Genomic DNA, 26,232 nt, shown 5'->3' on the forward strand with positions numbered 1-26,232 from the left:
ACCGTCGAAGCCGTCAATCGGACAGTAGCGAGGATCAATCTACGCCCGCGCAAGCGCTTGGGCTGGAAGACGCCGTACGAAGTGCATACAGGGGTGAGCGTTGCACTTATGTGTTGAATTCAGGCGTCATTTATCGCGAGTAGCCCACATTTTTGAAAACTGTAGAACAATTCATAGACCCTTTTGTTCTAAATAAGCGGTGGCAGTCGGCGTTATCTAATAAACGCTATTAGTGTGACGATATTTAGTTCATGAAGGCTGCTAAGGTATTTTCGCCTTCAGCCATTTTCAGACAGAGGTCAGGATGTCCCAACCGGCACAAAAGCTTCGACTCAGTGCGCTGATTGCACTGGTAGTGGGTTCGATGATTGGCGGCGGGATCTTTTCATTGCCCCAGAACATGGCGGCCCGGGCGGACGCCGGGGCGGTGCTGATCGGCTGGGCGATCACTGCCGTGGGTATGCTCACCCTGGCCTTCGTATTCCAGACCCTGGCCAACCGCAAGCCTGAACTTGACTCCGGGGTTTACGCCTATGCCAAGGCCGGTTTTGGCGATTACATGGGCTTTTCCTCGGCCTGGGGCTACTGGATCAGTGCCTGGATGGGCAACGTCGGCTACTTCGTTTTGCTGTTCAGCACCCTGGGCTACTTCTTTCCGGTGTTCGGCCAGGGCAACACGCCGATCGCCATCGGCTGCGCCTCGGTGCTGCTGTGGGCCGTGCATTTTCTGGTGCTGCGGGGGATCAAGGAGGCGGCGTTCATCAACCAACTGACCACCGTGGCCAAGATCGTGCCCCTGGTGATGTTCATCGTGATCGCCGCCGTGGCGTTCAAGGCCGAGATTTTCACCCGTGACATCTGGGGCACCAGCAACCCCAATTTCGGCAGCGTGATGGACCAGGTGCGCAACATGATGCTGGTCACGGTGTTCGTGTTCATCGGCATCGAAGGTGCCAGCGTGTACTCGGCCCGCGCCGAAAAACGCTCGGACGTGGGCCGCGCCACGGTCATCGGTTTTGTCGGGGTGCTGGCGCTGCTGGTGCTGGTCAACGTGCTGTCGTTGGGGATCATGAGCCAGCCGGAACTGGCCAACCTGCAAAACCCGTCCCTGGCGGCGGTGCTGGAACACATCGTCGGGCCCTGGGGGGCGCTGCTTATAAGCATTGGCCTGGCGGTGTCGCTGCTGGGTGCGCTGTTGTCCTGGGCGCTGTTGTGCGCCGAGATTCTCTTCGCCACCGCCCGCGACAACACCATGCCGGCGTTCCTGAAAAAGGAAAACGCCAACCACGTACCGGCCAACGCGTTGTGGCTGACCAACGCGATGATCCAGATTTTCCTGGTGATTACCCTGGTCTCGGCGGGCACCTACACCAGCCTGATCTACTTGGCGTCGTCGATGATCCTGGTGCCCTACCTGTGGTCGGCGGCCTACGCGGTGCTGCTCAGCGGGCGCGGCGAAACCTACGAAGAAGCCTCGGGCCAGCGCCTCAAGGACCTGTTCGTCGGTGGCGTGGCCTTGAGCTACGCGGTGTGGCTGTTGTACGCCGGTGGGGTGAAGTACCTGCTGCTCTCAGCCCTGCTGTATGCCCCTGGCGTGATCCTGTTCGCCAAGGCCAAGCGCGAACAGGGCGAGCCGCTGTTTACCACGGTAGAGAAGGGGATTTTTGCCTGCGTGGTGGCCGGGGCGGGGTTGGCGGCGTATGGGCTTTATAGCGGCGTGTTGTCGTTGTGAGGCAGTGGTGCCGGGTGGGGGGGCATCGCGGGCAGGGCCCGCTCCCAGAGTTGAACGGTGGTGCGGGTGCAATGTTCATTTTTCCCCTGTGGGAGCGAGCCTGCTCGCGATAGCTGCCTATCTGACTCAACACGCCACCGATTCAGGTCGCGACCAGATCCACAGGTTGCCCAGGCCCATGCCCGCGATGGCCAGGTAGATCGGCCAGCCGTGGTCGAGCATCACCAGCATCAGTACCGCGCACAGCAGCATGCTCAGGGTGGCGCTGACCTTGGCCCGGCGCGCGACGATCCTACCGTTGCGCCAGTTGCTCAGGATCGGGCCGAACAGGCGATGGTTTTCCAGCCAGGCACTCAGGCGCGGCGAGCTTTTGGTTGCGGCCCAGGCTGCCAGCAGGATGAACTCGGTGGTCGGCAGGCCGGGCACGACAATGGCGAGCAGGCCGATGCCCAGGCTGACGTAGGCCAGCACCCCGAAGAGGAGGCGGGCGAGTTTTGAGGTGGGTGGGGTCATAAATAAGCGCAGGGTGCGTCCTGATTCCCCTGTGGGCGCCGGCGTGCCCGCGATGGCGGTGGCCCAGCCAACAGGGCGGCTGGCAGATGAGTCGCTATCGCGGGCGGGCCCGTTCCCACAGTGGGCATCAGGCCAGTTCAGGGGCGCTGGCGTAAGCCTGTTCCAGCAGCACGGTGAAGCGGTTGAAGGCGGCCAGCGCACCTTTGTCGGCCAGGGCTTCTTCTTCCGGGCTCAGCTCCAGCTCATCGAGGATGTGGGTGAAGCTCTTCCAGCCCTCGGCACGGCCACCGGCCGGCTCGCCGAGGTGGCGGGCGCCGAAGGTTTCGCTCATGCCCAGGGCCACGGCGCGCTTGATAAGGAACGCGGCGCCGAGCTTGGAACCTTCGGAAACGAAGATCCAGCCCAGGGCTTCGGCCTTGCTTGGGTTGTGCACGGCACCGGCCACGGGGGCGGGCACGTCGGTGTTGAGGTCGGCGAGGTCGGCCTTGGCCTCTTCGGCGCGGCAGCGGGCGGCCAGGTCCGGGACGATGGCGATCAGTTGCGGGTCGTTGTACAGCGCCACCAGTTCGGACTGGAACAGGTACTGAGCAACGACGAAACGGGCGAAATTGGCCGGGGTCTCGAACGGTGCGTGGGCCTTGACCAGGGCATCGAGCTTGGAATGGGGCTCGTGGGTGATCTGGTTCAGGCGCTGGGAACGCAGGGTGGGACGCGAGGCATTGTGCGGGGCAGTCATGGAGGATCCTTGAGAATGAGATGCACTATCTAACTAGACGTACCAGAAGACGGAACACAGTAAAAAATCCTCACTGTGGCCGGTAAAAAAACAGGCAGGAGGCGCAATGCCACATCCTGTGGCATTGCCTGTGAAAGCAGGCTCCCCCCTACAGGCCGTCAGGTAATCAGATATCCCACGCCAGGTTGATGGCGAAGTTGCGGCCCGGTTGGCTCAGGCGATCGAGGTTGGCCGGGGCCAGTACCTCGGCTTCGCCACTGGCGTCGAAGCCGCGCACGTCATCCCACAGCCAGTATTTCTTGTCGGTGAGGTTGTACAGGCCGGCGCTGACGGTGAGGTCGTCGGTGACCTTGTAGAACCCGCTCAGGTCGAGGATGCCGAAGCCCGGGGTCTTGAACTGCTGGTTGATGCCGTCCGGGGATTTGAACGACTCGTCGTCCACGCGGTTTTTTGCCCGTACCACCGTCCAGTTGAGCACGGCGCCGTAGTTGTCCTGGTCGTAGCCCAGGCCGAAGACACCGGTCAGCGGGTTGATGCTGTTGAGCGGTTGGCCGTTGTCGTTGTTGCGCCCGTACAGGTAGGTCACCGAACCCTGGGTGTAGAGGCCCTGCGGCGCGCCGAAAGTGTCCAGTTGCAGGCGGCCCTTGGCCTCGATGCCCTTGATGGTGGCGTGCTTGATGTTGTTGGCCTTGAAGGTCTGCTCGGTGTAGCCGGGCTTGATCGCGTCTTCGTTGATGAAGTCGCGGTACTTGTTATAGAACACCGCCACGTCGAAGGTGCCGGCGTCGAAGCGCCCGCGCAGGCCGGTTTCCAGGCCACGGCTTTTTTCCGGTTCCAGGTCCGGGTTGGGCTCGACCACATAGCCTTCGGCGGTGTTCTGGAAGCGCCCGTACAAGGCCTTGGCCGAGGGGGTGCGGAAGCCTTCGGCGTACTGGCCGTACCAGGTGTATTGGTCGCTCAGGGCGTAGGTCAGGCCGAACTTGGGCGACAGGCGTTCCCAGGTCTTGTTGTCGCCATTGACAGTGCCTTTGCCGTCGGCATTGACGGTGTCGATGAAGGCCTGGGTCAGGTGCGGCTTGAGCTGGGTGTAGTCATAGCGCAGGCCGGGCAGGAAGCTCCAGCGGTTCCAGGTGATTTCGTCCTGGGCGAACAGGGCATAGCTGTTGATGGTTGGGTCCGGGAAGTCGCTGGCCTTTTTCAGGCGATCGGCGGGGCTGTCGGCACCCGGCCCGGTGCAGCGCATGCCGGCCTTGAGGCAGGTGCCCGAGCCGCGCCGCGAACCGGTGACTTTTTCCTGCTTGAGGGTGGCGCCGTAGGTCAGCAGGTGGTCGGTTTCACCCAGGCTGAAGGCCTTGTCGGCCTGGGCGTCGATCACCCACTGCTTTTGCTCGTAGCGGGTTTCGCGCTCGCGCATCACGTCCCGCACGAAGGGCACGTAGTGTTCCAGGGTGGTCTGGCCGGTCTTGGCGACCTGATAGTTGAGGCTCCACTTGACGTGGTCGGCCACCAGGCTGTCGAGGGCGAAGCTGTTCTCCAGGCCGAAACGCTCGCGGCTGACGGTGTCGTTGCCCACACGTGAGCGGTACATGTTCTGCCCGTTGCCTTTGTCGAACGGCCCGCCGACCGCGCTCTTTTGGTTGGTGTCGCGGTCGTCCTTGTATTTTTCGTAGGTCAGGCCCAGGCGTGCGTCATCGGCGTAGTTCCAGCCCAGCTTGGCCAGCACGTTGGTGGTGCGGGCGTCTTCGGGGTTGGCGGCGGTGCGGTCCAGGCCGGTGCCGTTGTTCGTGCCGTAGGAGTCAGTCTCGTGGCCGTCGCGCTGGCTGAAGTGCAGCAGGGCGTCGAACTGCTCGGCGCGCCCGGCCACGGTGCCGGATTTGAGCCAGCTCTCGTCGGCCGAGCTGTAGCCGGTCTTGAGGCGGGCGCCGACATCTTTGCCGGGCTTGATGATGTCGTCCGGGTCGAGGGTGAAGTAGCTGACCACACCGCCAATGGCGCTGCTGCCGTGCAGCACCGAGGCCGGGCCGCGCAGGATCTCCACGCGCTTGACGATTTCCGGGTCGACGTAGTTGCGTTGGGTCTTGGCGTAGGGGCCGTTGAAGAAACCGTCCGGCACTTCGACCCCGTCCACCTGGGTCAGGACGCGGTCGCCGTCGATGCCACGGATGTTGTAGCCGCTGATGCCGCCGCGCTGGCCCGCACCGCCCACCGAGACGCCCGGCTCGTAGCGCACCAGTTCCTTGATGGTATTGACGTTCTGGCGGTCCAGGTCCTGGCGCTCATGCACAGTGACGGTGCTGGGCACGCTGTCGATGCTCTGTTCCTGGCGGGTGGCGCTGATGGTCATCTGTTGCAGGGTCAGGGTGCTGCCGGTGCGCCGCTCGAGGACGATGCTGTTGTTGCCCAGTTTGCGGTACGCCAGGTTGGTGCCAGCCAGCAGGCGTTCCAGGGCCTTTTCCGGGGGCAGGGAACCGCGCACGCCGGGGGAGGCGACGCCGGCGCCCAGTTCCGCCGGCAGGCCGACTTGCCACCCGGTGACCGCAGTGAAGGCGTTAAGGGCCGAGACCAGCGGTTGCTGGGCGATGGCGAAGCTGTAGTCGCCCAGGTTGCGCGCCGGCGGTTGCGCCGCAGTGGCGGCCAGCACGGGGGTGGCCTGGGCGCCGGCCAGCAGGAGGGCGGCGGTGAGCAGGGACAGGGTGCAGTTGTGTAGGCGTGAAGGTGAAGAGGACATCGAAAGCGCTCCGTGTCGCACGAATCTTATAGGTGGCAAATTCACACGCAAAATGCGAATCAATTGCATTGGCTATAACGAGACGTATCACCGCGCGCGATCGCGTAAAAATAATTGCCGATCAGTTGATGATGACCAGCGCCGGGAACTCGCGCAGGCGCGCAGAGGTGATGTGGGCCAGGGAACGCACCACGTCCAGGGGCTGGTCGAGGCGGTAGTTGCCGGTCACGGCGACGTCGGCCAGCCGCGGGTTGTTGTTGACGATAAAACCGGGGTAATAGCGGCGCAGTTCGGCCAACACCTGGCTCATCGGGCAGTTCTCGAACACCAACCGGCCCTGGACCCAGGCCAGGTCTTTGTCCTGGTCGAGCATGGCGGGGGCGTCGAAGCCCTTGGGGCCGATACGGATGCTTTGCCCGGCACTGAGGCGGATGCGCGCGTTGTTGTAGTCGTTGCGCAGGTCAACGTCGCCGCGCTGCACCCGCACCTGGGCTTCGCCGTCCAGGTAACGCACGGCGAACGCAGTGTCGCGCACGCTGGCGCGCACCGGGCCGGCACTGATTTCCAGGGGTTGGGCTCGGTTGGCGGCGATCTCGAAAAAGGCTTCGCCCTGGTAGAGGCGGGCGACGCGCTGACGCTCGTCGATGGTGCTGGAGAACGCCGAATTGGTGTTGAGCAGCACCTGGGAACCGTCCGCCAATTGCACGCGCTGGCGCTCGCCGACTACGGTCAGGTGATCGGCCTGCAGGCGCAGGGGCAGGTTGCTGAAACTGAACAGGCCGACCAGCAACACGGCGGCGGTGGCCAGGGGTTTCCAGTGCGGGCGCAGGCGCCGCAGGCCGGTGACTTTTTGTTTGGCGCTCAAGGTTTGCGCGCAGTGCGCCACCTGCGGGCCGTCCCAGATCGCCTGCGCGCGGGCGAAGGCCTGGGCGTTGGCGGGGACGGCGAGCCAGGCGTGGAACTGGCGGGTTTGTGCCGCGCTGGGGCTTTGCATCACGATCAGCCAGTCCAGGGCCTGGTCCATGGCGCTTGCGCTGGCAGTGTCCGGCGCCGGGGGCGATTGGTTGGTGTCCATCACGGGGGTCCTTGGCAGTGTCTGCGCACGGCTGGTTTTTGGCTGAAGCGAGGCAACGGCGCCTAGGGTAACAAAATGTATTGGCGGGCACAGAGGGCGGCCGTGCCCCTCAGCCAAGGGGTAAGGATCAGTGGTTCAAGCGATCCGCCACGCCGACGCAAATGGCCATGATGAGCTTGAGTTCCTTTTGCACCGTGCTCAGGGACACGCCCAGGTGTTCGGCGATCTGCTGGTAACTGTGGCCGTGCAGGCGGCTGAGGATGAAGATCTGTTGTTGGCGCAGGCTCAGTTGGTTGAGGCTCACGTTCAGGCGCTCGAGCAGTTGCTGGGCATGGGCGCCATCCTCGGCGCTGCTCAGGGGCGCGGCGACACTTTGCAGCACCGCTTGTGGCACGTCTTCGAGCAGGGTGCGCGACTGAATGCGCCGCGCCCGCAAGTGATCGAGCGCCAGGTTACGGGCAGTCTGGAACACAAAGGGCTCCAAGTGATCGATGGCCCGCTCGCCCAGGGCACGGGTGACCCGCAGGTAGGTTTCCTGGAGCAGGTCCTCGGCGGTGCTGTGGTTGTTGACCATGCGCTCCAGCGTGCGCAGCAGCGAAACCCGCTGGGTGAGGAACACCTGGTTGAAACGAGACTGACTCACAGCGCTACCCAGTGAAAATTTGCGAATGATAATGCTTATCAAAAGCGAAATTGGCAAGGGTGAACTGTGGTCTGTCGCCACGCCCCCTGTGGGATCAACTGTCTTACCCCTACCCTTCGTCACAACCACTGCGTGCTGCCATCGCGAGCAGGCTCGCTCCCACCTAGGAAAGATGAAAATCCCATCCACACCACCGCTCAATTGTGGGAGCGGGCGCTGCCCGCGATGGAGCCAGTACAGCCACGGCATTACCGCCAACCCGGCCCACTCCCACAGGGCAGGCGTGGTGCCCGGCGCCTCAGGTGCGCTGTTGCAGGTACGCCGGGTAATCCGGAACGCGGTAATCGTGGGCCTGGTCCATCAACGGGCTACTGAGCAGGTAGTCGGCGCTGGATTCGTTGCAGGCCACGGGGATGTTCCACACGGCGGCGACCCGCAGCAGGGCCTTGATGTCCGGGTCGTGGGGCTGGGGCTCGAAGGGGTCCCAGAAGAAGATGAGCATGTCTACCCGTTGCTCGGCGATGCGCGCGCCCAGTTGTTGGTCGCCGCCCAGGGGGCCGCTAATCATGCTTTCCACGGGCAGGTCCAGGTGCTTGCCCAGCAGCAGGCCGGTGGTGCCGGTGGCCACCAGTTCATGGCGCGCCAGGCGTTCGCGTTGGCGCTGCGCCCAGCCGAGCAAAAACACCTTGCAGTGGTCGTGGGCCACCAGGGCGATGCGCTTGCGCGCGGCCAGGGTGGCGTGGGTGAAACCGATGCCGATCATAGGGTGCAGCTCCCGGCCTATTCGGCGTGGCACAGCGCCAGGCAGTTATCGAGCATGCGGTTGGAGAAGCCCCATTCGTTGTCATACCAGGCCAGCACCTTGAGCAGTTTGCCGCTGACCTTGGTGTGGTTGGCGTCGAAGATCGACGACAGCGGGTTGTGGTTGAAGTCGCTGGAAACCAGCGGCAGGGTGTTGTAGCCCAGCACCTTGGAATGCAGGCTGGCGGCCTGGAACAGGGCGTTGACTTCCTCGCGGCTGGTTTCGCGCTTGAGCTGCACGGTGAGGTCCACCAGCGACACGTTGATGACCGGCACCCGCACGGCCATGCCGGTGAGTTTGCCCGCCAGCTCCGGCAGCACCAGGCCCACGGCTTCGGCGGCGCCGGTTTTGCTGGGGATCATGTTCTGGGTGGCGGAGCGGGCGCGGTACGGGTCGCTGTGGTAGACGTCGGTGAGGTTCTGGTCGTTGGTGTAGGCGTGGATGGTGGTCATCAGGCCGCTTTCGATGCCCAGTTCGCGGTGCAGCACCTGGGCCACCGGGGCCAGGCAGTTGGTGGTGCAGGAGGCGCTGGAGATGATCTGGTGCGATTGGCGCAGGATGTCGTGGTTGACCCCGTACACCACCGTGGCATCGGCGCCCTTGGCCGGGGCCGAGATAATCACTTTGCGCGCGCCGGCGCTAAGATGGGCGGCCGCCTTGGCGCGGTCGGTGAACAGCCCGGTGCACTCGAACACCACGTCGATTTTCTCGGCGGCCCAGGGCAGGTTGGCCGGGTCGCGGATGGCGCTGACGGCGATGCGGTCGCCGTTGACGGTGAGGCTTTCCTGGTCGTGGGCAACTTCGGCATCGAAGGTGCCGTGGACGGTGTCGTACTTGAGCAGGTGCGCGTTGATAGCGCTGTCTCCCAGATCGTTGATGGCGACGATCTGCAGGTCTTGGCGATAACCTTGGGTATACAGTGCGCGCAGGACGTTGCGGCCGATGCGGCCAAAACCGTTGATGGCGATGCGTAAAGTCATGGGAAGGGCACCTGCTCTGAAATTTGTTGTTGGAATTACAAGATTATTCGCAAAAAAATAGAAAACAAGCCTTTTTAGTGGCAATATTTTGTTTTATCTACAACGAGTGACCTGAATCAACTGGTCCCAATGGTCAACCAATGCCGCGCCCGGCCACGCCGCGCGGTGTTATTGCCCAGCATAGACACACAGGTCGCCACATCCGTTAGCCTGGAGTTCTACACATGCATCCCCGCGTTCTTGAGGTCACCGAACGGCTTATCGCCCGCAGTCGCGCCACTCGCCAGGCTTACCTGGCCCTGATCCGCGGTGCCGCCAGCGACGGGCCGGTGCGCGGCAAGCTGCAATGCGCGAACTTCGCCCACGGCGTGGCCGGTTGCGGCACCGAGGACAAAAACAGCCTGCGCCTGATGAACGCCGCCAACGTGGCCATCGTGTCGTCTTATAACGACATGCTCTCGGCCCACCAGCCCTACGAAACTTTTCCCCAGCAGATCAAGCAGGCCCTGCGCGAGATCGGTTCGGTGGGCCAGTTCGCCGGCGGCACGCCTGCCATGTGCGACGGCGTGACCCAGGGCGAGCCGGGCATGGAACTGAGCCTGCTCAGCCGCGAAGTGATCGCGTTGTCCACCGCTGTGGCGCTGTCCCACAACATGTTCGATGCGGCACTGATGCTGGGCATCTGCGACAAGATCGTGCCGGGCCTGATGATCGGTGCTCTGCGCTTTGGCCACTTGCCGACGATTTTCGTCCCCGGCGGGCCGATGGTTTCGGGCATTTCCAACAAGGAAAAAGCCGACGTACGCCAACGCTACGCCGAGGGCAAGGCCAGCCGCGAAGAGCTGCTGGAGTCGGAGATGAAGTCTTACCACAGCCCCGGCACCTGCACCTTCTACGGCACCGCCAACACCAACCAGTTGCTGATGGAAGTGATGGGCCTGCACCTGCCCGGCGCGTCCTTTATCAACCCCAACACGCCGCTGCGCGATGCCCTGACCCGCGAGGCGGCGCACCAAGTGACGCACCTGACCCGGCAGAACGGCCAGTTCCTGCCCATTGGCGAAATCGTCGATGAGCGCTCGTTGGTCAATTCCATCGTCGCCCTGCACGCCACCGGCGGCTCCACCAACCACACCCTGCACATGCCGGCCATCGCCATGGCGGCGGGCATCCAGTTGACCTGGCAGGACATGGCCGACCTCTCCGAAGTGGTGCCGACCCTGTCCCACGTCTACCCCAACGGCAAGGCCGACATTAACCACTTCCAGGCCGCGGGCGGCATGTCGTTCCTGATCCGCGAACTGCTCGGCGCCGGCCTGCTCCACGAAAACGTCAACACCGTGATGGGCCATGGCCTGAGCCGCTACACCCTGGAACCCTTCCTCGACAACGGCGAACTGGTGTGGCGCGAAGGCCCGTTGGCCAGCCTCGACGAACATATCCTGCGCCCCGTGGCCCGTGCGTTCTCCCCCGAGGGCGGCTTGCGGGTGATGGAAGGCAACCTCGGCCGTGGCGTGATGAAAGTCTCGGCCGTGGCCCTGGAACACCAAGTGGTCGAAGCCCCGGCCGTGGTGTTTCAGGACCAGCAGGACCTGGCCGACGCCTTCAAGGCCGGGTTGCTGGAGAAAGACTTCGTCGCGGTGATGCGCTTCCAGGGCCCGCGCTCCAACGGTATGCCGGAGCTGCACAAAATGACGCCGTTCCTGGGTGTGTTGCAGGACCGTGGCTTCAAGGTGGCGCTGGTGACCGACGGGCGCATGTCCGGTGCCTCGGGGAAAATCCCCGCGGCCATCCACGTCAGCCCCGAAGCCCAGGTGGGCGGGGCGCTGGCACGGGTGCGCGACGGCGACATCATCCGCGTCGATGGCCAACTCGGCACCCTGGAGCTGAAGGTCGATGCCGCCGAGTTTGCCGCCCGCGAACCGGCCACCGGCCTGTTGGGCAACAACGTGGGCAGCGGCCGCGAACTTTTTGCCTTTATGCGCCAGGCGTTCAGCTCGGCGGAACAGGGCGCCAGCACCTTCACCTCGGCCCTGGAGCGCCTTGAATGAAGTGCGCGTTGGTCGGTGATATTGGCGGCACCAACGCGCGTTTCGCCCTGTGGCAGGACGGCCAACTGGCCTCGGTGCAGGTGCTGGCCACGGCAGATTTCTTGAGCCCTGAAGCGGCCATCGGCGCCTACCTGCACAGCCTCGGCCTGGCCCCCGGCAGCCTCGGCGCCGTGTGCCTGGCAGTGGCCGGGCCGGTGGGCGGCGATGAGTTTCGCTTCACCAACAACCACTGGCGCCTGAGCCGCCGGGCGTTCTGCGACACCTTGCAGGTGGCGCAACTGCTGCTGGTCAATGACTTTTCGGCGATGGCCCTGGGCATTACCCGCTTGCAGCCCGAAGACTGCCGCGTGGTCTGCCCCGGTACGCCCGAAGCGCTGCGCCCGGCGGTGGTGATCGGCCCCGGCACCGGCCTGGGGGTGGGCACCTTGCTCGACCTGGGCGGCGGGCGCTGGGCGGCGCTGCCGGGAGAGGGCGGGCATGTCGACCTGCCATTGAGCAGCGTGCGCGAGACGCGCCTGTGGCAGCACATCCACGAACAAATCGGCCACGTCAGCGCCGAGACCGCGTTGAGTGGCAGCGGCTTGCCCCGGGTGTACCGGGCGATCTGCGCCGTGGACGGCCACGTCCCGCAGTTCGAGACCCCCGAAGCGGTCACCGCCGCGGCCCTGGCCGGCGACCCGGTGGCCCTGCAAACCCTCGAACAATTCTGCTGCTGGCTCGGCCGCGTGGCGGGCAACAACGTGCTCACCAGCGGCGCGCGCGGCGGGGTGTACATCGTCGGCGGCGTGATCCCGCGCTTTGCCGAGTTCTTCCTGCGCAGCGGCTTTGCCCGTTGCTTCGCCGACAAAGGCTGCATGAGCGACTATTTCACCGGCATCCCGGTATGGCTGGTGACCGCGCCCTACCCGGGGTTGATGGGCGCGGGTGTGGCGTTGCAACAAACGGTGTAGGCGTGGAGCGAGCCGGCTCGCGATGGCCGTTTGTCAGTCGATAGGGTCGGTGGCTGAACCACCGCTATCGCGGGCAAGCGGAGCGCGGCCCGGCCCGCTCCAACAGCGTTGGCAATAACAATAAGAAGGACCACTCAGTGACCCTCATCAACAAATCCATCCTGCTGGTCGATGACGACCAGGAAATCCGCGAACTGCTCGACACCTACCTGACCCGCGCCGGGTTCCAGGTGCGCACCACGGCGGACGGCGCCGGGTTTCGTCAGGCCTTGAACGAGGCCAGCTGCGACCTGGTGATCCTCGACGTGATGCTGCCCGACGAAGACGGTTTCAGCCTGTGCCGCTGGGTACGCCAGCACCCGCGCCAGGCCCAGGTGCCGATCATCATGCTCACCGCCAGTTCCGACGAAGCCGACCGGGTGATCGGCCTGGAGCTGGGCGCCGACGACTACCTGGGCAAACCCTTCAGCCCCCGCGAGTTGCAGGCGCGGATCAAGGCCCTGCTGCGCCGCGCCCAGTTCGGCCAGGAACGCCCCGGCGGCGAGGTGCTGCGCTTCGACGACTGGCGCCTGGACATGGTCAGCCATCGCCTGTTTCACGCCGACGGCGAAGAAGTGCTGCTCTCCGGCGCCGACTTCGCCCTGCTCAAGCTGTTTCTCGACCACCCGCAGCAGATCCTCGACCGCGACACCATCGGCAATGCCACCCGGGGCCGCGAGCTGATGCCCCTGGACCGCATCGTCGACATGGCCGTCAGCCGCTTGCGCCAGCGCCTGCGCGACACTGACAAGCCGCCCCGGCTGATCCGCACCGTGCGCGGCAGCGGCTACCAATTGGCGGCTAACGTGGTGCCCGGCAATGGCCTCTGAGGGGTTGGCCCGCTTGGCCAGGCGCCTGCCGGTGCCGCGTTCGCTGCTGGGGCGCATGCTCCTGCTGACCCTGCTGGCGGTGCTGTTCGCCCAGGGGTTGTCGAGTGTGATCTGGGTGTCGCAACTGCGCGCCACCCAGCTCGAAGGCCTGGTCACCAGCGCCCGCAGCCTGGCCCATTCGATGACCGCCAGCGTCAGCTATTTCCGCTCGTTGCCGGTGGCCTACCGACCGTTGGTGCTGGACCAGTTGCGCAGCATGGGTGGCACGCGGTTTGTCGTGACCCTCAACGACAAACCCCTGGACATGCAGGTGCTGCCCGCCACGCCGCGCAAGCGCGCAGTGCTTGCGGCAGTGGACGCGGTGCTGCGCCAATCCCTGGGCAACGACACCGATATGTCCGTGCAATTCGTCAGCCCCAACGACCTGCGTATTTTCAACGGTGGCCTCAAGCTCGATGAATTGCCGCGCTCCTGGGCCCACTACGCGCTGACCCTGGAACCGGTGAACCCGCCGGTGCTGGTGACGCAGATCCAGTTGGCACCGGGGGAGTGGCTGTACATCGCCTCTTTGCTGCCCGAGCCCTACACCAGCCTCGAAGAACAGGGCCTGCCGTCCCAGCAGGTGTGGTTCATCCTGCTCACCAGCGGTTTTTTGCTGTTGTTCATCGGCCTGCTGGTGCACTGGCAGAGCCGCCCCCTCAAGCGCCTGGCGCGCACCGCGCGGGACATGTCCCTGGGCGCCGAAGTGGAGCCGGTGGTGGAGGGCGGTGGCAGCGAGGTGGTGGAGGTCAGCCGCGCTTTCAATGCGATGCGCGAACGCATCAGCCGCTACCTGACCGAACGCAGCCAGTTGTTCAGCGCCATTTCCCATGACCTGCGCACCCCCATCACACGCCTGCGCCTGCGGGTGGAGCTGCTCGAAGACGAGCAATTGCAAGCCAAGTTCGGCCGCGACCTGGATGAGCTGGAGCTTTTGGTCAAGGGCGCCTTGCAGTGCGTCAAGGACACCGACATCCACGAAAACATCGAGCCGGTGGACCTCAACCAAGTGCTCGACTGCCTGGTCGAGCCCTACCTGGCGCCCACCGGCAATGGCCGCGTGACCCAGCAGGGGCGGGCGGCGGCGCCGTATCCGGGCAAACCCCTGGCCCTCAAGCGCTGCATTGGCAACCTGATCGACAACGCCCTCAAGTACGGGCAACGGGCCCACCTGCATATCGATGACGACGACACGGCGTTCATCCTCCACGTTGACGACGAAGGCCCCGGCGTGCCCCAGCAACGCCTGGAGCAGTGCTTCGAGCCGCACTTTCGCCTGGCCGGCAAGCAGCAGGGTTACGGCCTGGGCCTGGGCATCGCACGCAACATCGCCCACAGCCACGGCGGCGAAGTGAGCCTGCAAAACCTGCGTGAAGGCGGTTTGCGCGTGACCCTGCATTTGCCGCGCAGCACCGAGTAAACCCCCGCTTGCTACGGGCTGTGTGAATGTCACCGTCCCGTGACATTCCCCTGCGCCTTCGTTACCTGCGCCCAACCTGGCGTTGAGTAGACTTTGCCTCGTCATAACAACAATAAAAGGCTCGCCATGACCCTCGATCCGTTGCCGTTCAGCAGTTGGTTGACCGCCCCAGCCCATCAGTCCTGGCTCGCCGCAGAGGGTTTGCGCCTGCTGGAGTTCGCCCGGGGTTCGCGGCTCGACATCGGTTTCGGCGCCCTCGATGCCCAGGGCCGCTTGGGCGCCGGGAGCCGCCCCGACACCCTGATTACTGCGCGCATGACCCACAGTTTTGCCCTGGCCCACCTGCAAGGCATCGGCGGTGCTTGCCAGTACACCAGCCACGGCGTGCAGGCCCTGGCCGGGCCGTTGCGCGATGCCGAGCACGGCGGTTGGCTGGCCTGCGCCGACCCACGGCCCGACAACTGCCGCAAGAGCGCGTACCTGCACGCCTTCGTCGCTCTGGCCGCCAGTTCTGCCCAGGTGGCCGGCCGCCCCGGTGCCCAGGCCCTGCTGGACGAGGCCATCGAGATCATCGAGCGGTATTTCTGGAGCGAGGAGGAGGGCGCCCTGCGCGAATCCTTCAACCGCCACTGGAGCGAGGCCGAAGCCTATCGCGGCGCCAACAGCAACATGCACGCCACCGAGGCGTTCCTGGCCCTGGCCGACGCTACCGGCGACGCACTGTGGCTCAAGCGGGCGCTGCGCATCGTTGAGCGGGTGATTCACCAGCACGCGGCGGCCAACGGCTTTATGGTCATCGAGCATTTCGACCGCCACTGGCAGCCGCTGCGCGATTACAACCAGGCCAACCCGGCGGACGGTTTTCGCCCCTACGGCACCACGCCCGGCCATGGTTTTGAGTGGGCGCGCCTGCTGCTGCACCTGGAGGCGGCGCTGCGCAAGGCTACTTTGCCGGCGCCGCCGTGGTTGCTGGAGGATGCGCGGCAATTGTTCGACGCCAATTGCCGCCATGGCTGGGTGGTCGATGGCGCGCCGGGCATCGTCTACACCCTCGATTGGCACAACCGCCCGCTGATGCGCCAGCGCCTGCACTGGGTGCACTGCGAGGCGATCGCCGCCGCCAGTACCCTGATCCAACGCACCGCCGAGCGCCGCTATGAAGACTGGTATCGCCTGTTCTGGGCCTACTGCGAGCAGTACTTGCTGGACCTGCGCGAGGGCAGTTGGCACCACGAACTCGACCCCAACAATCACCCGGGCGGGGAGATCTGGCCGGGCAAGCCTGACCTCTATCACGCCTGGCAAGCGCTGCTGATCCCGCGCCTGCCCCTGGCCCCGAGCCTGGCCACGGCCCTGGCCCAACAAGGGCGCGGGGCGAATGTCACCCGGGTGTGACATTTGCCCGTCCCTTCGTTACCTGGCACAGGTACAACGCTGTTTAAACTCGTTCGCAACGCAAGCAGCAGACTTGCACGCATAACAACAAGAAAGGTACTTCAGATGAATGGCATTTCCCGCCTGGCTACAGTCATTTCCCTCGCCTCGTTGTTCCCCCTCCACGCCCTGGCCGCCGACAGCAAAGGTGCCGTGGAAGTCGTGCATTGGTGGACCTCGGGGGGCGAAAAAGCCGCGGTCGACGTACTCAAGGCCCAGGTCGAAAAAGACGGCTTCACCTGGAAGGACGGTGCCGTGGCCGGTGGCGGCGGGGCGACGGCCATGACCGTGCTCAAGAGCCGTGCAGTGGCCGGCAATCCGCCGGGCGTGGCGCAGATCAAAGGCCCTGACATCCAGGAATGGGGCAGCACCGGGCTGCTCAGCACCGAAGCCCTAAAGGGCGTGGCCAAGGCCGAGAACTGGGATGGCCTGCTGGCGCCGCAGGTCTCTGACACCGTCAAGTACGAGGGCGACTACGTGGCCGTGCCGGTGAACATCCACCGCGTCAACTGGCTGTGGATCAACCCCCAGGTGTTCAAGAAGGCTGGCATCGACAAGGCCCCGACCACCCTGCAAGAGTTCTACGCCGCCGGCGACAAGCTCAAGGCCGCCGGTTTCATCGCCCTGGCCCACGGTGGCCAACCCTGGCAGGACAGCACCGTGTTTGAAGACGTGGTGCTCTCGGTGATGGGTGTCGAGGGCTACAAGAAAGCCCTGGTGGACCTGGACCAGAACACCCTGGCCGGGGCGCAGATGACCCAGGCTTTCACCGAGCTGAAAAAAATCACCGCCTACATGGACCCCAACCGCGCCGGGCGCGACTGGAACATCGCCGCCGCCGACGTCATCAACGGCCGCGCCGGCATGCAGATGATGGGCGACTGGGCCAAGAGCGAATGGACTGCGGCGAAGAAAATCGCCGGCCAGGACTACCAGTGCGTGGCCTTCCCGGGCACCGAAAAGGCCTTCACCTACAACATCGACTCGTTGGCGGTGTTCAAGCTCAAGGCCGATCGCATCGGCGACATCGCCGCCCAGCAGGACCTGGCCAAGGTCGCCCTGGGCAAGGACTTCCAGAAGATCTTCAGTATCAACAAAGGCTCGATCCCGGTGCGTAACGACATGCTCAACGACATGGCGGCCCAGGGTTTCGATAGCTGCGCCCAGACCTCGGCCAAGGACTTCCTCGCCGACGCCCAGACCGGCGGTTTGCAACCGAGCATGGCCCACAACATGGCCACCACCCTGGCCGTGCAAGGCGCGATCTTCGATGTGGTGACCAACTTCATGAACGACAAGGACGCCGACCCGGCCAAGGCCAGCGCCCAACTCGCCTCGGCGGTCAAAGCCGCGCAGTAGCGCGCTTTCCGGGCGAGCGCGAGCCTTTGTGGGAGCGGGCCTGCCCGCGATGAGGCCGGTACAGCCACCGCATCTCTTTATGACAGGACTGCCGCTATCTCGGGGGAGCCCGCTCCCACAGGGGCGCCCGGCCCAAGGGGCGCGGCTGCCCCAACATTCACCTTTGTACGGACTACTGCGATGAGCTCTGTGGCGGTTTTCAACAAGGCGTCACCCTTGGACGCCTTGCAACGCTGGCTGCCGAAACTGGTGCTGGCGCCCAGCATGGTGATCGTGCTGGTGGGGTTTTACGGTTACATCCTCTGGACCTTCGTGCTGTCGTTCACCAACTCCAGCTTCATGCCCAGCTACAAGTGGGTCGGCCTGCAACAGTACGCACGGCTGCTGGACAACGACCGCTGGTGGGTAGCGAGCAAGAACCTGGCGTTGTTCGGCGGCATGTTCATCGGCATCAGCCTGGTGCTGGGGGTGTTGCTGGCGGTACTGCTGGACCAGCGCATCCGCAAGGAAGGCTTTATCCGCACCGTGTACCTGTACCCCATGGCGCTGTCGATGATCGTCACCGGCACCGCGTGGAAGTGGCTGCTCAACCCCGGCCTGGGCCTGGACAAGATGCTGCGCGACTGGGGCTGGGAAGGCTTTCGCCTGGACTGGCTGGTAGACCAGGACCGCGTCGTCTACTGCTTGGTGATCGCCGCCGTGTGGCAAGCCTCGGGCTTTGTCATGGCGATGTTCCTGGCGGGGTTGCGCGGTGTCGACCAGTCGATCATCCGCGCCGCCCAGGTGGACGGCGCGAGCCTGCCCACCATCTACCTGCGTATCGTGCTGCCGAGCCTGCGCCCGGTGTTTTTCAGCGCCTTCATGATCCTCGCCCACATCGCGATCAAGAGTTTTGACCTGGTGGCCGCCATGACGGCGGGAGGGCCGGGCTACTCCTCGGACCTGCCGGCGATGTTCATGTATTCCTTCACCTTCAGCCGCGGGCAGATGGGCATCGGGTCGGCCAGCGCCATGCTGATGCTCGGCGCGGTGCTGACGATTCTGGTGCCGTACCTGTACTCCGAGTTGCGAGGCAAACGCCATGACTGACCAACCACGCTTGAGCGCCAGCCGCGTGGCAATCTACGCCACCCTGCTGCTGGCGGCGGCGGTGTACCTGGTACCGCTGGTGGTGATGCTGCTCACCAGTTTCAAGACCCCCGAAGACATCCGCACCGGCAACCTGCTGAGCTGGCCCCAGGTGATCGACGGCATCGGTTGGATCAAGGCCTGGGACGCAGTGGGTGGCTACTTTTGGAACTCGGTGAAAATCACCGTGCCGGCGGTGCTGATCTCCACTTTCCTTGGCGCGATGAACGGCTACGTGCTGTCGATGTGGCGCTTTCGCGGCTCGCAATTGTTCTTCGGCCTGCTGTTGTTCGGCTGCTTCCTGCCGTTCCAAACCGTGCTGCTGCCCGCGTCCTTCACCCTGGGCAAACTGGGGCTGGCCAACACCACCACCGGCCTGGTGCTGGTGCATGTGGTCTATGGCCTGGCCTTCACCACGCTGTTTTTCCGCAACTACTACGTGAGCATTCCCGATGCCCTGGTCAAGGCCGCGCGCCTGGACGGGGCGGGGTTCTTCACGATTTTCGGCAAGATCCTGCTGCCGATGTCGATCCCCATCGTGATGGTCTGCCTGATCTGGCAGTTCACCCAGATCTGGAACGACTTTCTGTTCGGCGTGGTGTTCGCCAGTGGCGACGCGCAACCGATCACCGTGGCCCTCAACAACCTGGTCAACACCAGCACCGGGGCCAAGGAATACAACGTTGATATGGCAGCGGCGATGATCGCCGGGCTGCCGACACTGTTGGTCTACATATTCGCTGGCAAGTATTTCCTGCGTGGGCTGACGTCCGGCGCGGTCAAGGGGTAGCACATGGCAACGCTCGAATTACGTAACGTCAACAAAACCTACGGCGCCGGGTTGCCGGACACCCTCAAGAACATCGAACTGAAGATCGAGGACGGGGAGTTCCTGATCCTGGTCGGCCCTTCCGGGTGCGGTAAATCCACCCTGATGAACTGCATCGCGGGGCTGGAAACCATCAGCGGCGGCGCGATCCTGGTGGACGATGCCGACATCAGCGGCATGAGCCCCAAGGACCGGGACATCGCCATGGTGTTCCAGTCCTATGCGCTGTACCCGACCATGACCGTGCGCGACAACATCGCCTTTGGCCTGAAGATCCGCAAAATGCCCACGGCGCAAATTGACGAAGAAGTGGCGCGGGTGGCCAAGCTGCTGCAGATCGAACACCTGCTGGGGCGCAAGCCCGGCCAGCTCTCCGGCGGCCAGCAGCAGCGCGTGGCCATGGGCCGGGCCCTGGCGCGCCGGCCCAAGATCTATTTGTTCGACGAACCGCTGTCCAACCTCGACGCCAAGCTGCGGGTCGAGATGCGCACCGAAATGAAACTGATGCACCAGCGCCTCAAGACCACCACCGTCTACGTCACCCACGACCAGATCGAGGCCATGACCCTGGGCGACAAAGTGGCGGTAATGAAGGACGGCATCATCCAGCAGTTCGGCACGCCCAAAGAGATCTACAACGACCCGGCCAACCTGTTCGTGGCCAGTTTTATCGGCTCGCCGCCCATGAACTTCATCCCCCTGCGCCTGCACCGCCAGGAGGGCCGCCTGGTGGCATTGCTCGACAGCGGCCAGGCGCGTTGCGTGCTGCCGTTGGGCACAGAGGATATGGCGTTGGCAGACCGCGAAGTGATCCTTGGCATGCGCCCGGAGCAGATTGCCTTGGCGAGCGGTGACGCCAATGGCTTGCCCAGCATCCGCGCCGAAGTCCAGGTCACCGAGCCCACGGGGCCGGACACCCTGGTGTTCGTCGAGCTCAACCAGACCAAGGTCTGCTGCCGCCTCGCGCCCGACCTCGCGCCCCAGGTGGGCGAGACCCTGACCCTGCAACTGGACCCGGCCAAGGTGCTGCTGTTCGACGCCAAGACCGGCGAACGCCTGGGCATCGCCCCCAGCGCAACCCGCAAGGCGAATGTGGCGCAGTTCAAGAGCCGGTGAGGGGCGGGCGCAGCCGCAGCCACCCCAACAGCAAGCAATTCCAATAACAAGAACGAGGATGTAGGGATGAAAAACAACACCACCAACGCTCGCTTTGCCGGCTGTGTTTCGGCATTGGCGGCGATGATGCTGGTCGCCAGTGCGCAAGCGGCCGAGGGCGCCGAGGCGTTCAGCGCCGAATCGCCGTGGATGACTGGCGACTGGGGCGGCGAGCGCACGCGGTTGATCGAGCAGGGTTATGACTTCACCCTCGACTACGTGGGCGAGGTCGGTTCCAACCTCAGTGGCGGCTACAACGACGACACCACGGCGCGCTATAGCCACCAGTTCGGCCTGGGGGCCAAGCTGGACCTGGAGAAAATTTTCGGCTGGAAAGACGCCGAGTTCAAACTGGCGATCACCGAGCGCAGCGGGCGCAACATCTCCAACGACCGCATCGGCGACCCTCGCGCCGGCACGTTCAGTTCGTCCCAGGAAGTCTGGGGCCGTGGCCAGACCTGGCGCCTGACCCAGTTGTGGATCAAGCAGAAGTACTTCGACGGCAAGCTCGACGTGAAGGCCGGCTATTTCGGCGAAGGCGAAGACTTCAACACCTTCCCCTGCGACTTCCAGAACCTGGCGTTCTGTGGCTCGCAAGTGGGTAACTGGGTCGGTGGCATCTGGTACAACTGGCCGGTCAGCCAAGCGGCGATCCGCGTCAAGTACAACCTCACCCCCGAGCTCTACGCGCAAATCGGCGCCTACAACCAGAACCCCTCGCAACTGGAAACCGGCAACGGCTTCAAGCTCAGCGGCAGCGGCACCAAGGGCACCATCCTGCCGGTGGAATTGGTCTGGTCGCCTAAGGTCGATGGCCTGCCGGGCGAGTACCGCGTGGGCTACTACAAAAGCACTGCCAAGGCTGATGACGTGTTGAAGGACGCCAACGGCCAGTACGCCGCCGTCAGTGGCGACGCGTATCGCAGCCACAGCAGCAAGTCCGGCTACTGGTTCGTGGCCCAGCAGCAACTGACCGACCATAACGGTGACAAGAACCGCGGCCTGCACATCGCAGCCAACGCCACGTTCCACGACAAGGACACCAACACCGTCGACAACTACCAGCAACTGATGCTGACCTACAAAGGCCCGTTCAACGCCCGGCCCAAGGACGACGTGGGCATCGGCATCGCGCGCATCCACGTCAACGAAGATGTGCAGAAAAACCGCAAGCTGATTAACGCCGGCAACGGGTTCAACGACTACGACCAGGCCGGGTTCCTGCCCATCCAGGACACCGAATACAACGCCGAGATCAACTACGGCTTCCATGTCACCAACTGGCTGACCGTGCGCCCCAACCTGCAATACGTGAAGCACCCCGGCGGCGTGGACAAAGTGGATGACGCATTGGTGGCCGGGTTGAAAATTCAGTCGGTGTTCTGACAACGGCTGCGCTAAGCTCCGCTGCCCCAGCACCTCACCTGGGGACCCTGTGGGAGTGGGCTCGCCCGCGATGAGGCCGGTACAGGGTTGTACCGTCGCCATCGCGGGCGGGCCCGTTCCCACCCAGGGCAGCCATCGTTTTTCAGGACTGCGGTACATGCACGAGCACCCGCTACAACGCTTTTTCCGATCCCTGCGCGAACGCCCTACCTTCGGGTGGGAGCGCTATCAACGGCGCGATGTGCTGGTGATCGACCACCCACGCTGCCAAGCGGTGTTCAGCCGCCAGGGCGCGCAACTCCTGCACTTCCAGCCCACCGGGCAAAAGCCCTGGCTGTGGTGCGCGGCGAAGTGGCCGCAGGTGGGTGCCATCCGCGGTGGGGTGCCGGTGTGCTGGCCCTGGTACGGCCGCCATCCTAGCGAAAACGCCTGGCCGTCCCACGGGTGGGCGCGGCTGATCGACTGGAAGCTGTTGGCCAGCCACGCTGGCGTCGACGGTGTGCGCTTGCACTGGCGCTTGCAACTGTGCGACTGGCAAGTGGACCTGCACGCCCACCTGGGCGAACGCATGGACCTGCGCCTGAGCACCGAGCACCAAGACAGCGAACCCTGCCATTTGAGCCAGGCCTTGCATGCCTACTGGCGTGTTGGCGACGCTACCGAGACAGCGCTGTCCGGGCTGGAGGACGCCGAAGGCTACGACCCACTCAACCGCACCACGTACCGGCATAGCGGCGAGTTGAGCGTGGTGGGCGGCTGCCAACGGGTGTTCCGCCACGACGGCGAGTTGCAGCTCAAGGACCGCGCCTGGCAGCGCGAACTGTGCATCGACACCGGGCACGCGGCGGACACGGTGGTTTGGCACCCGGGCACTCGGCCGCTGTTGGGCGTGAGCTGGAACGAGGTGGCGCAGTTCGTCTGCGTCGAAGCGGCCAGCGGCGGCACCACTCGCCAGAGCCTGGCACCGGGAGAAACGGCGCACTTGAGTTTGCAGGCGCGGGCGGGGGGCGATTGCAAGGGGGTGTGAGGCTAGGTTCTGGTGGGAGCGAGCCTGCTCGCGATAGCGGTGCGCCAGCCCCGCCCGCCGTTAGCCGAGTACCTCTGTCGTAGAGGGTTGCGCGATAAAGGCTTCGATCCCACCGCAGTTTTTCAGTCCAGATCATCCCCCACCGGATAACGGCTGGCATTGAGGCTTTCTTTGATCTTGCGCAGGTGTGGCTGAAAATCCACGCCACGGCGCAGGGTCATGCCGGTGGCCAGCACGTCGAGCACGGTGAGCTGGATGATGCGCGAGGTCATGGGCATATAGATGTCGGTGTCTTCGGGCAGCGGGATGTTCAGGCTCAGGGTGCTGGCCTTGGCCAGAGGCGAGCCGGCGGCGGTCAGGCCCAGCACCGAAGCGCCGTTTTCCCGGGCGATGCGCGCCACTTCCACCAGTTCGCGGGTGCGCCCGGTGTAGGAAATAATCACGAACAGCTCCCCCGTGTGGGCCACCGAGGCAATCATGCGCTGCATCAGCACGTCGGCGTGGGCGGTGACGGCCAGGTTGAAGCGGAAGAACTTGTGCTGCGCGTCCAGGGCCACCGGGGCCGAGGCGCCAAGGCCGAAGAAGTGGATCTGGCGGGCCTGGATCAGCAGGTCGACAGCGCGGCTGACCAGGTTCGGGTCCAGGGCCTGGCAGGCACTGTCCAGCGAGGCGATGGCGCTGCCGAAGATCTTTTGGGTGTAGGCCTCGGGGTTGTCGTCGGCCTCCACCGCGCGGCTGACATAGGCCGCGCCGCTGGCCAGGCTCTGGGCCAGTTGCAGCTTGAGCTCCGGGTAGCCGCTGACGCCGAACGAGCGGCAGAAGCGGTTGACCGTTGGCTCGCTGACCGAAGCGGCCTGGGCGAGGGCGGCAATGCTGAAACGGGTGGCCTGCTGGGGGTTGAGCAGGATCACTTCGGCGACCTTGCGTTCAGCTTTGTTCAGTTCTTCGAGGCGTTTCTGGATCTGTTCCAGGAGATTTCGCACGCGGTCCATTCAGGTTTCCTAGGTCGGCAATGCAAATGGAAGTCGGACTTATCCGGGCTTCGGCGGTGGCCTATCCTACTGATGGCTCCGGCCATCCACCACTGGGATTCTGTATTCTGAAAAAATGTTGTGGTTATTACTACATTTTTCCTTGAGCGATGCCTTGAAAAAAGGTATTTGTAGCTTAACTTGATAAAAGAACCAACATCATGCCCTCGATAACGGTTGAACCGTGCACCTTTGCCTTGTTCGGCGCCCTCGGCGACCTGGCCCTTCGCAAGTTGTTCCCAGCCTTGTATCAACTCGATGGCGCCGGCCTGCTGCATGACGACACGCGCATCATCGCCCTGGCCCGCGAGCCCGGCAGCGAAGCCGAGCATTTGGCGTTTATCGCCGCCGAGTTGCGCCGCTACGTCGGCGCCCAGGCGCTGGACGAGGCGGTGCTCGAGCGTTTTCTTGCACGCCTGAGCTATTTGCACGTGGATTTCCTCAGGGCTGAGGACTACCCGGCCCTGGCCGAGATGGCGGGCAGCGGCCCACGCCTGATCGCCTATTTCGCCACGCCGGCGGCGGTGTACGGCGCAATCTGCGAGCACCTGGCCAGCGTGGGCCTGGTGGAAAACACCCGGGTGGTGCTGGAAAAACCCATCGGTTCGGACCTGGAGTCCTCGCGCAAGGTCAACGACGCCGTGGCGCAGTTCTTCCCTGAAAACCGCATCTACCGCATCGACCACTACCTGGGCAAAGAGACGGTGCAGAACCTCATCGCCCTGCGCTTTGCCAACAGCCTGTTTGAAACCCAGTGGAACCAGCACTACATCTCCCATGTGGAAATCACCGTGGCCGAGAAGGTCGGCATCGAAGGCCGCTGGGGCTATTTCGACAAGGCCGGGCAACTGCGCGACATGATCCAGAACCACTTGCTGCAACTGCTCTGCCTGATCGCCATGGACCCGCCGGCGGACCTCTCCGCCGACAGCATCCGCGACGAGAAGGTCAAGGTGCTCAAGGCCCTGGCGCCCATCAGCCCGGAAGGCCTGACCACCCAAGTGGTGCGCGGCCAGTACATCGCCGGCTACAGCGAAGGCAAACCGGTGCCCGGCTACTTGGAAGAGCCCAACTCCAACACCCAGAGCGACACCGAAACCTTCGTTGCCCTGCGCGCCGACATCCGCAACTGGCGCTGGGCCGGGGTGCCGTTCTACCTGCGCACCGGCAAGCGCATGCCGCAAAAGCTGTCGCAGATCGTCATCCACTTCAAAGAGCCGTCGCACTACATCTTCGCCCCCGAGCAGCGCCTGCAAATCAGCAACAAACTGATTATTCGCCTGCAACCGGACGAGGGCATTTCCCTGCGGGTGATGACCAAGGAGCAGGGCCTGGACAAGGGCATGCAGCTGCGCAGCGGGCCTTTGCAGCTGAATTTTTCCGACACTTACCGCAGCGCGCGGATTCCCGATGCCTACGAACGGTTGCTGCTGGAAGTGATGCGCGGCAACCAGAACCTGTTTGTGCGCAAAGACGAAATCGAAGCGGCGTGGAAGTGGTGTGACCAACTGATCGCGGGTTGGAAAAAATCCGGCGACGCACCCAAGCCCTACGCGGCTGGGTCCTGGGGGCCGATGAGTTCCATTGCCCTCATCACACGAGACGGGAGATCTTGGTATGGCGATATCTGAATTGAAACTGCCGGCCGGCGTGCAGGCCCATGAGCTGCGCAGCCCCGTGCTGCTGGCCGAGGGTTTGGCGCTGAACGTGGCCGAACACCTGCGCGTGGCCATCGCCGCCCGTGGCACGGCGGTGTTGGTGGTGTCGGGCGGGCGCAGCCCGGTAGCGTTTTTCCAGCACCTGGCCAAGCAGGCGCTGGATTGGTCCAAGGTGCTGGTGACCCTGGCCGATGAGCGCTGGGTGCCGGTGGAACATGCCGACAGCAATGCCGGCCTGCTCAAGCGCTACCTGTTGCAGGGGCCGGCGGCCAACGCCCGGTTCCTGAGCCTGTACAGCGCCAGCGCCAACCTGGAGGAAGCGGCGGCCCACGCCGATCGCCTACTGGCCGAACTGCCGGGCATCGACGTATTGGTGCTGGGCATGGGCGACGACGGCCACACCGCGTCGTTGTTCCCCAGCAGCCCGAACCTGGTCGAGGCTCTCAAGCCTGATGGCGAGCGCCGTTGCTGGCCGATGCTAGCGCCCAGCGTGCCTCATCAGCGCTTGAGCATGAGCCGCGCCTTGCTGGCCTCGGCGCGCTTTACCGCGCTGTCGATCAGCGGCCAATCGAAACTGCACACCCTTAATGCCGCACTGGCCGGTGGCGATCTCGCCGAGATGCCGATTCGTGCCTTCTTGCAACCTCCGTTAGAGATTTACTGGTGCCCATGAGCCAAGGATCAGCC

22 protein-coding genes and 1 pseudogene are annotated in these 26,232 nt (G+C 64.3%); 15 read left to right on the forward strand and 8 right to left on the reverse strand.

From position 1 onward, the window contains the following. Together AC19YT_RS09595 and arcD are read left to right on the forward strand one after the other, a co-directional pair. Positions 1 to 117 (forward strand): annotated as a pseudogene (locus AC19YT_RS09595) (IS30 family transposase); the annotation flags it as partial. Between the two features lie 187 nt (positions 118 to 304). Beyond that, a complete protein-coding gene (gene arcD, locus AC19YT_RS09600; RefSeq protein ID WP_500610156.1) occupies positions 305 to 1,732 on the forward strand; it encodes an arginine-ornithine antiporter in 1,428 nt (475 codons plus the stop codon). Positions 1,733 to 1,858: 126 nt separating this feature from the next. Here the strand turns inward: arcD and AC19YT_RS09605 are convergent, their stop codons facing one another. The 7 genes from AC19YT_RS09605 to gap all read right to left on the reverse strand — a co-directional run bounded on the left by AC19YT_RS09605 (position 1,859) and on the right by gap (position 9,209). After that, on the reverse strand, positions 1,859 to 2,245 hold the full coding sequence (locus AC19YT_RS09605; protein ID WP_095106707.1) for a YbaN family protein: 387 nt from the start codon (positions 2,243 to 2,245) through the stop codon (positions 1,859 to 1,861). Positions 2,246 to 2,372: 127 nt separating this feature from the next. Then, positions 2,373 to 2,981 carry a biliverdin-producing heme oxygenase gene (locus AC19YT_RS09610; RefSeq protein WP_500597623.1) on the reverse strand — a complete coding sequence of 203 codons (609 nt, stop codon included), beginning with the start codon at positions 2,979 to 2,981 and terminating at the stop codon, positions 2,373 to 2,375. Between the two features lie 166 nt (positions 2,982 to 3,147). Beyond that, the gene (locus AC19YT_RS09615) at positions 3,148 to 5,709 is read right to left on the reverse strand and encodes a TonB-dependent receptor (protein WP_500597622.1); all 2,562 of its coding nucleotides are present in this window, start codon (positions 5,707 to 5,709) and stop codon (positions 3,148 to 3,150) included. Between the two features lie 121 nt (positions 5,710 to 5,830). Then, entirely contained in the window at positions 5,831 to 6,787 is a 957-nt protein-coding gene (locus AC19YT_RS09620; RefSeq protein WP_500610157.1) for a FecR family protein, read from the reverse strand. 124 nt (positions 6,788 to 6,911) lie between these two features. Then, positions 6,912 to 7,427 (reverse strand): RNA polymerase sigma factor, encoded by a 516-nt coding sequence (locus AC19YT_RS09625; RefSeq protein WP_095106715.1) that lies wholly within the window; start codon positions 7,425 to 7,427, stop codon positions 6,912 to 6,914. Between the two features lie 298 nt (positions 7,428 to 7,725). Next, on the reverse strand, positions 7,726 to 8,190 hold the full coding sequence (locus AC19YT_RS09630; protein ID WP_500610158.1) for a methylglyoxal synthase: 465 nt from the start codon (positions 8,188 to 8,190) through the stop codon (positions 7,726 to 7,728). A gap of 17 nt (positions 8,191 to 8,207) precedes the next feature. Next, positions 8,208 to 9,209: a type I glyceraldehyde-3-phosphate dehydrogenase gene (gene gap / locus AC19YT_RS09635; protein WP_095106719.1), complete on the reverse strand. Its 1,002-nt coding sequence runs from the start codon at positions 9,207 to 9,209 to the stop codon at positions 8,208 to 8,210. 224 nt (positions 9,210 to 9,433) lie between these two features. Between gap and edd the strand changes: the two genes are divergently transcribed. The 11 genes from edd to AC19YT_RS09690 all read left to right on the forward strand — a co-directional run bounded on the left by edd (position 9,434) and on the right by AC19YT_RS09690 (position 22,856). Then, positions 9,434 to 11,260: a phosphogluconate dehydratase gene (edd, locus tag AC19YT_RS09640; protein ID WP_500610159.1), complete on the forward strand. Its 1,827-nt coding sequence runs from the start codon at positions 9,434 to 9,436 to the stop codon at positions 11,258 to 11,260. Further along, positions 11,257 to 12,210: a glucokinase gene (locus tag AC19YT_RS09645; protein WP_500610160.1), complete on the forward strand. Its 954-nt coding sequence runs from the start codon at positions 11,257 to 11,259 to the stop codon at positions 12,208 to 12,210. The genes edd and AC19YT_RS09645 overlap by 4 nt, the downstream gene beginning before the upstream one ends. Before the next feature lie 137 nt (positions 12,211 to 12,347). After that, positions 12,348 to 13,079: a response regulator gene (locus AC19YT_RS09650; RefSeq protein ID WP_095106729.1), complete on the forward strand. Its 732-nt coding sequence runs from the start codon at positions 12,348 to 12,350 to the stop codon at positions 13,077 to 13,079. Positions 13,080 to 13,110: 31 nt separating this feature from the next. After that, positions 13,111 to 14,538 carry an ATP-binding protein gene (locus AC19YT_RS09655; protein WP_218192044.1) on the forward strand — a complete coding sequence of 476 codons (1,428 nt, stop codon included), beginning with the start codon at positions 13,111 to 13,113 and terminating at the stop codon, positions 14,536 to 14,538. 126 nt (positions 14,539 to 14,664) lie between these two features. Beyond that, positions 14,665 to 15,933 carry a D-mannose isomerase gene (locus AC19YT_RS09660; protein ID WP_500610161.1) on the forward strand — a complete coding sequence of 423 codons (1,269 nt, stop codon included), beginning with the start codon at positions 14,665 to 14,667 and terminating at the stop codon, positions 15,931 to 15,933. 105 nt (positions 15,934 to 16,038) lie between these two features. Next, on the forward strand, positions 16,039 to 17,331 hold the full coding sequence (locus tag AC19YT_RS09665; protein WP_500610162.1) for an ABC transporter substrate-binding protein: 1,293 nt from the start codon (positions 16,039 to 16,041) through the stop codon (positions 17,329 to 17,331). A 180-nt stretch (positions 17,332 to 17,511) separates the two neighbouring features. Then, entirely contained in the window at positions 17,512 to 18,420 is a 909-nt protein-coding gene (locus AC19YT_RS09670) for a carbohydrate ABC transporter permease (protein ID WP_095106740.1), read from the forward strand. Then, a complete protein-coding gene (locus AC19YT_RS09675) occupies positions 18,413 to 19,249 on the forward strand; it encodes a carbohydrate ABC transporter permease (protein WP_095106742.1) in 837 nt (278 codons plus the stop codon). Before AC19YT_RS09670 ends, AC19YT_RS09675 begins: the two co-directional genes overlap by 8 nt. A gap of 3 nt (positions 19,250 to 19,252) precedes the next feature. Then, positions 19,253 to 20,404 (forward strand): ABC transporter ATP-binding protein, encoded by a 1,152-nt coding sequence (locus AC19YT_RS09680; RefSeq protein ID WP_500610163.1) that lies wholly within the window; start codon positions 19,253 to 19,255, stop codon positions 20,402 to 20,404. 66 nt (positions 20,405 to 20,470) lie between these two features. Continuing rightward, positions 20,471 to 21,829, forward strand: a complete 1,359-nt coding sequence (locus AC19YT_RS09685; RefSeq protein WP_500610164.1) for a carbohydrate porin — start codon at positions 20,471 to 20,473, stop codon at positions 21,827 to 21,829. A gap of 157 nt (positions 21,830 to 21,986) precedes the next feature. Beyond that, the gene (locus AC19YT_RS09690; protein WP_500610165.1) at positions 21,987 to 22,856 is read left to right on the forward strand and encodes a D-hexose-6-phosphate mutarotase; all 870 of its coding nucleotides are present in this window, start codon (positions 21,987 to 21,989) and stop codon (positions 22,854 to 22,856) included. A gap of 122 nt (positions 22,857 to 22,978) precedes the next feature. On the opposite strand, the gene AC19YT_RS09695 is transcribed toward AC19YT_RS09690, so the two are convergent. After that, entirely contained in the window at positions 22,979 to 23,839 is an 861-nt protein-coding gene (locus AC19YT_RS09695; protein WP_176465039.1) for a MurR/RpiR family transcriptional regulator, read from the reverse strand. A 209-nt stretch (positions 23,840 to 24,048) separates the two neighbouring features. Here AC19YT_RS09695 and zwf point away from each other — a divergent pair, with 209 nt between their 5' ends. Continuing rightward, the gene (gene zwf, locus AC19YT_RS09700; protein ID WP_095106759.1) at positions 24,049 to 25,518 is read left to right on the forward strand and encodes a glucose-6-phosphate dehydrogenase; all 1,470 of its coding nucleotides are present in this window, start codon (positions 24,049 to 24,051) and stop codon (positions 25,516 to 25,518) included. Continuing rightward, complete coding sequence (gene pgl, locus AC19YT_RS09705; RefSeq protein ID WP_095106761.1) at positions 25,505 to 26,218, forward strand: 6-phosphogluconolactonase; 714 nt, start codon at positions 25,505 to 25,507, stop codon at positions 26,216 to 26,218. Before zwf ends, pgl begins: the two co-directional genes overlap by 14 nt. The last annotated feature ends 14 nt before the right edge of the window (positions 26,219 to 26,232 follow it).

The sequence above is a fragment of the Pseudomonas sp. MF08875 genome (genome assembly GCF_059862525.1).